Genomic DNA, 5555 nt, shown 5'->3' with positions numbered 1-5555 from the left:
TCGAGACCCGCCGGGCCCGCCTGGCGCAGTGACCGGGCGCCGTTTGCACAATCCTGCAAGAATTTGCATCGCGTCGTGTGACGCGTAATCTCGTTCCCGTGACGAGCAGGCTGGCGGCCGTGGCCGCGTACGCGGGGGTGTCCGAGGCGACCGTGAGCCGGGTGCTGCACGACAAGCCCGGCGTCGCCCGGGCCACCCGCGACGCCGTGCTCACCGCGCTGGACGTCTTCGGCTTCCCCCGCCCGCGGCCGGTGCGCGGCGAGCGCGCCCGGCTGATCGGCCTGGTCCTGCCCGACCTGTCCAACCCGGTCTTCCCGGCTTTCGCCGATGTCATCGGGGTGTCCCTGGCCCAGCGCGGCCTGGTGCCGGTGCTGTGCACGCGCACCTCCGACGGGGTGTCCGAGGCGCACTACATCCAGATGCTGCTGGCCAGTCAGGTCGGCGGGATCATCTTCGTGGGCAGCAGCTTCGCCGACGCCGGCGACGAGCAGGCCCGGCAGCTCACCGAGCGCCGGCTGCCGATGGTGCTGATCAACGCGGCCGACGAGAACCTGGGCGTGCCGCAGGTCGGCATCGACGAACGGGCGGCGGTCGAGCAGGCGGTCGGCCACCTGACCGGGCTGGGCCACGAGCGGATCGGCCTGATCCTCGGTCCGTGGGGGCACGTCCCGTCGATGCGCAAGCTGGTCGGGTTCAAGCGCTCGCAGGACCTGGTCGAGCACACCGTGTTCAGCATGGAGGGTGGCCGGGCGGCGGCCCTGCGGCTGCTCGACCGCGGGGTGACCGGCCTGGTCTGCGCCAGCGACGCGCTGGCGCTGGGCGCGATCCGGGCCGTCCGGCGCAAGGGCCTGTCGGTGCCCGGCGACGTGTCGGTCGTGGGCTTCGACGACTCGGCCTTCATGGGCGTGACCGACCCGCCGCTGACCACGATGCGCCAGCCGGTGCGGGAGATGGCGGCGGCGGCGGTGTCCTCGCTGCTCGCGCAGCTCGACGGCCGCCTCTTGGTGAGCGACGAGATCACCTTCGACCCGGAGCTCATCGTCCGGGCAACCACCGCTCCTTGCGCAGCGATGCAAACGAAATGAGCTTGCAACACTAGTTTTTTGCAAACATCGGTCCTAACATCGGCCTACCCCGATGGAGGATCCCCGATGAACCGACGCCTGCTCCTGATCTCCGCCGCCACGCTGCTGCTGACCGGCGCGTGTTCCGGCACGGACAACGAAGCCACCGACTCCGCCGGCCCGGTGACCCTCGTGGTCAACGGTCTGCCGCCGGACACCGACCCGGTCAACCGCGCGAACTTCCAGAAGGACGTCGCGGCCTTCCAGGACAAGTACCCGGACATCAAGATCGACGCCCGCGAGGGCATGATGGACCCGCAGACCTTCGCCGCGAAGCTCGCCGGCGGCCAGATCGAGGACGTCTTTTACGTCTACTTCACCGACCCGCAGGGCCTGATCCGCAAGCGGCAGGTCGCCGACGTCAGCAAGCAGCTCGCCGACTTCCCGGCGATCAAGCAGGTCAAGCCCGAGCTCATGCGGATCTTCTCCGACGACGCGGGCAAGGTGTACGGCCTGCCGTCGCAGAACTACTCGATGGGCCTGGTCTACAACCGCGACCTCTTCACCAAGGCCGGGCTCGACCCGGACAACCCGCCGAAGACCTGGGCCGAGGTGCGCACGGCGGCGCAGAAGCTGACCGCGATCGGCGGCGGGGTCGTCGGCTACGGCGACTACAGCAAGTCCAACACCGGCGGCTGGCACTTCACGGCGGAGACGTACTCGCTCGGCGGCGACGTCGCCACGCAGGACGGCGAGGCGTGGAAGGCGTCCTTCAACAACGCCACCGGCAAGCAGGTGCTGCAGCAGCTCAAGGACATGCGCTGGACCGACCGCACGATGGGCGAGAAGCAACTGCTCGAGTACGCCGACCTGCTGCGCATGATGGGCGGCGGCAAGCTCGGCATGTACCTGGGCACCGGCAGCGACATCGTCAACATCGTCAACCAGTACAAGGGATCGTTCGAGAAGTTCGGGCTGGGCCCGATGCCGGACGGCAAGGCCACCCTCGGCGGCGGCGACGGCTACATGTTCAAGGCCGGCCTCAGCCCCGCGAAGATCAAGGCCGGCCTCACGTGGCTGACCTGGAAGAACCTCGACCCGGCCCGGATCACCGAGACCACCCGGCGCGCGAGCACCAACAAGGAGCCGGTCGGCCTCCCGCAGCCCAACGTCTGGGTGCCCGGGTCCGAGCCGGACAAGCAGCTCGCCGCCGCGCGCAAAGAGTTCGGCAACGTCCCGACCGGCAACTTCGCGCCGTTCGAGGCGGCCGTCGGCCAGATCCCGCTGAAGCTCGAACCGCCGCTGGCCCAGCAGGTCTACGCCGTGCTCGACGTGCCCATGCAAAAGGTGCTGACCGATCGCGACGCGGACGTCGACGCGCTGCTGGCCGAGGCGGAGACCCAGGTCAACGCCGTGCTGGGGGCGGCGAAATGAGGCGCGGGCTGTGGGCCGGCGGGGTGGCCGCACTGCTCATGGCCGGCGGTCTCTACGCCGTCGCCGCGGACGCCGCGACCACCGGTTACGAGGCGGAGTCGGCGCAGCTGAGCGGCGGCACCCGGGTCGAGACGGAACACGCCGGCTTCACCGGCTCCGGCTACGTGGGCGGTTTCGTGGACGCCAACCGCGGCGCCGCGACCGTGAGCTTCGCGGTGACCTCGGCGGCGGCCGGTTCGAACACGCTCGCGCTGAGATACGCCAACGGCACCGGCTCGCCACGGACGATGTCGCTGATCGTCAACGGCGTCACTCGGCAGGTCAGCTTCCCGGCCACCGCCGGCTGGGCGGGCTGGGGGACCACCACCCAGCCGGTCACGCTCAACCGCGGCGCGAACACCGTCGCCGTGCGCTTCGGCGCGAGCGACAACGGCAACCTCAACCTGGACGGCATCGCGGTGACGCCGGCCGCCGCGCCCGCCGACGGCGTGCTCGAGGCGGAGAGCTCCGCGCTGTCCGGCGGCGCGGTCGCCGAGACCGAGCACCCCGGTTTCACGGGTGCGGGATACGCCGGCGGCTTCACCGACCCGAACAAGGGCAACGCCACCGCGAGCTTCGCGGTCACCGCGGCCGCCGCCGGGAACAGCGCCGTCACCATCCGCTACGCGAACGGCACCGGCTCCACACGGACCATGTCGTTCGTGGTCAACGGCGCCACCCGGCAGATCAGCCTGCCCGCCACCGCGAACTGGGACACCTGGGGCGCCGCGGCGGCCACGGCCACTCTGGCGAAGGGCGCCAACACCCTGGCGATCCGATACGGCAGCGCCGACAGCGGCAACATCAACCTCGACAGCATCGCCGTCGGCCCCGTCTCGACCGATCCGCCGCCGACTCCTGGCACCGGGCTGGAGCTGGAGTCCGGCTTCCTCGACGGGGGAGCAACCGTCGCCACGAACGTTGCGGGGTACACCGGCGCCGGCTTTGTGAACGTCGCGAGCGCCGGGGCGCGCGTCATCCGCACCGTGAACCTCCCGGCGGCCGGCGCCGTCACCGTCTCCGTGCGCTTCCGCAACGCCACCGGCTCGGCCCGTCAGGTAGCCGTCCAGGCCAACGGCCTTCCGCAGGGACAGCTGCCCCTGCCGGCGGGCGACGGCTGGCAGACCGCGCAACGCGATCTGCCGCTGCGCGCCGGGGTCAACATCGTCGGCCTGCAGCCCGACGGCGGCGTGCAACTCGACAACCTCGCCGTCGCGGGCAGCGTTCCGCTCGCCGAGCGCGGTGCGACCCTGCCCTACACGACCTATGAGGCCGAGGCGGGCGCAACCACCGGCGGCGTGCTCCCGGCAAGCCGGGAGTACATGACCGAGCAGGCCGAGGCGTCCGGGCGGCGGGCGGTCAAGCTCACCGGCACCGGCCAGTACGTGGAGGTCACGCTCACCGGGCCGGCCAACGCGATCACCGTCCGGGCGGGCATCCCGGACAACAGCACCAGCCCTCTCGCCGTTCTCGCCGGCGGCAGCAAGGTCGCCGACCTACAGCTCACCTCGAAGTACAGCTGGATGTACGGCCCGTACCCGTTCCAGGGCGAGCCCGGCGGCGAGCGGCCGCACCGGTTCTTCGACGACGCGCGGGTCCTGCTCCCCCAGACCTATCCGGCCGGTACAAAGATCCGACTGGTCAAGGAGTCGTCCGCGACGCCGTACGTCACGGTGGATCTGCTCGACGCGGAGGTGGCCGAGGCCGCGCAGCCGGCGCCGGCGGGCTATGTCAGCGTCACCTCGCACGGCGCGGTCGCCAACGACGCCGGCGACGACCTCACCGCCTTCCGCGCCGCCGTCTCCGCGGCGCAGTCGAGCAGCAGCAAGGGGCTGTGGATCCCGGCCGGCCGGTTCGTGCTCAGCGGCCTGGTCAACGTGGCCGGCATCGACGTGCGCGGCGCGGGGATCTGGCACACCGTCCTGGCCGGGCAGAACCGGCGCGGCGGCATCTACGTCACCGGCGGCAACACGCAGATCGGCGACTTCACCATCGACGGCGACGTGACCACCCGCGACCCGGACTGCTGCGCCAACTCCGACGCGGCGCTCGAGGGCGAGTTCGGCACCGGATCGCTGATCCGCAACGTGGCCACCAACCACGCCAAGGTCGGCCTCTGGGTGAAGGCGGCCTCCGGGCTCTACGCGGTCGGCCTGCGGATCCGCAACACCATGGCGGACGGCGCCAACATCAACGGCAACACCGGCAACGTACGCGTGGAGCAGAGCACCACCCGCAACACCGGAGACGACGGGCTGGCCCTGTGGTCCTGGACCGGCGCCGGGACGGTGCGCGACTCGGTTCTCGCGTACAACACGCTGAGTTTGCCGATCCTAGCGAACGGCGCCGCGATCTACGGCGGCGTGGACAACCGGATCGAGGACAACCTGATCACGGACATCGTCTTCCAGGGATCCGGGATCACGATCTCGAGCTGGCACGACCCGTTCCCGTTCGGCGGCACCACGATCGTGCAGCGCAACACGCTGACCCGCACCGGCTCGTACAGCCTCGACTGGGGCAGCGCGATCGGCGCCCTCTGGGTCTACGCGCCGGCCAACCCGATCACCGCACCGATCGTGTTCCGCGACCTGCAGGTCAACGACAGCTCTTACCAGGGCTTCCTGGCGAGCTGGCAGGTCTCGGTGGGCACCCTCACCTTCGACCGGGTGGCCTTCAACGGCACCGGAACCGCCGGCCTGGAGTTCAACGCTCCGGGCAGCGGCACCTTCAGCTACGTGACGGTGACCGGCAACGGCGGACCCGGCCTGGTCAACAACTCCGGATTCCAGGTCAGCCGCGGCCCGGACAACAGCGGATGGTAGGAGAACGGGTGGCCGGAGAACGGGTGGCAGGAGAACAGTGGTGGCGGTCGGCGGCCATCTACCAGGTCTATCCGCGGTCGTTCGCGGACGCGGACGGCGACGGCATCGGTGACCTCGCGGGCATCCGTGCCCGCCTCGGACACCTGCGCGACCTGGGTGTGGACGCCATCTGGTTCAGCCCGTTCTACCCGTC

General features: G+C 70.7%; 4 protein-coding genes. All 4 read left to right on the top strand.

The window, feature by feature from the left end:
* Positions 1 to 98: 98 nt before the first annotated feature.
* A complete protein-coding gene (locus tag AB0M20_RS24555; protein WP_364301874.1) occupies positions 99 to 1085 on the top strand; it encodes a LacI family DNA-binding transcriptional regulator in 987 nt (328 codons plus the stop codon).
* 66 nt (positions 1086 to 1151) lie between these two features.
* Complete coding sequence (locus tag AB0M20_RS24550; protein WP_364301872.1) at positions 1152 to 2498, top strand: extracellular solute-binding protein; 1347 nt, start codon at positions 1152 to 1154, stop codon at positions 2496 to 2498.
* Positions 2495 to 5362, top strand: coding sequence for a CBM35 domain-containing protein (locus AB0M20_RS24545; RefSeq protein ID WP_364301870.1), 2868 nt, complete (start codon positions 2495 to 2497; stop codon positions 5360 to 5362). Before AB0M20_RS24550 ends, AB0M20_RS24545 begins: the two co-directional genes overlap by 4 nt.
* Positions 5363 to 5370: 8 nt before the next feature.
* The coding region (locus AB0M20_RS24540; protein WP_364301868.1) for an alpha-amylase family glycosyl hydrolase at positions 5371 to 5555 on the top strand (185 nt) is incomplete at its 3' end.

It is taken from the genome of Actinoplanes sp. NPDC051633 (assembly GCF_040681735.1).
Taxonomy (GTDB): domain Bacteria; phylum Actinomycetota; class Actinomycetes; order Mycobacteriales; family Micromonosporaceae; genus Actinoplanes.
Note: the sequence above shows the minus strand (reverse complement) of the source record. Positions and strands in the feature narration are given on the sequence as shown.

What these genes read in the sequence shown, in the direction of transcription:
- AB0M20_RS24550 (WP_364301872.1), top strand. Translation starts at nt 1,152, where the DNA reads ATGAACCGACGCCTGCTCCTGATCTCCGCCGCCACGCTGCTGCTGACC.
- AB0M20_RS24545 (WP_364301870.1), top strand. Translation starts at nt 2,495, where the DNA reads ATGAGGCGCGGGCTGTGGGCCGGCGGGGTGGCCGCACTGCTCATGGCC.